This window comes from Pseudomonas sp. 32_A, assembly GCF_017490905.1.
Taxonomy (GTDB): domain Bacteria; phylum Pseudomonadota; class Gammaproteobacteria; order Pseudomonadales; family Pseudomonadaceae; genus Aquipseudomonas; species Aquipseudomonas inefficax.
The window spans coordinates 1-540 of the sequence record NZ_JAFGYI010000155.1; the positions used below are offsets into that span (position 1 = coordinate 1).

Sequence of the window (540 nt, forward strand, 5' to 3'; positions counted from 1 at the left end):
GGTATCCGCGGGATAGACGCTGCGCCACAGTTCGAAGCCGCCGTCGAGGCTGTAGACCTCGGAGAAGCCCTGCTGGACGAAATAGGCCGCCGCGCTCTGGCTGGAGTTGCCGTGGTAGCAGACCACGACCAGCGGTGCATCCATGTCCGCTTCGCGGATGAAATCGGCCACCGAGTAGTTGTCGATGTGCCGCGAGCCGGTGATATGGCCCAGGGCGTAGCTTTGCGGGTCGCGGATGTCGACGACCTGGGCGCCGCCTTCGCGCAGTTGCTGGGCCAGGTCGGGGGCGATGCGCTTGAACTCGCTCATGTGGGGTACCTCGCAGGACGCGGGGCGCTCGGCCCCGCTGGAATCAGGGGTGTTCCTTGGCGCAGTCGCAGTGGATGCGCTCAAGGGTGTCGACGTTCAGCAGGGTCATGCTGCCGCCCCAGACGCAGCCGGTGTCCAGGGCGAACAGGCCGGGGACGTCGCACTGGCCTTCCAGCGCGGCCCAGTGGCCGAAGATGATCTTGCGCCCGGCGGCCTTGCGCTCGGTATAGC

The 540-nt window shown here is 67.2% G+C and carries 1 protein-coding gene and 1 pseudogene; both read right to left on the reverse strand.

Annotation, left to right across the window (positions count from 1 at the left end; translation table 11 throughout):
• Positions 1–309 (reverse strand): thiosulfate sulfurtransferase GlpE (gene glpE / locus J5M58_RS26050; protein ID WP_207880212.1); only part of this gene is annotated, 309 nt, incomplete at its 3' end.
• A 43-nt stretch (positions 310–352) separates the two neighbouring features.
• Positions 353–540, reverse strand: a pseudogene (locus J5M58_RS26055) (diadenosine tetraphosphatase); the annotation flags it as partial.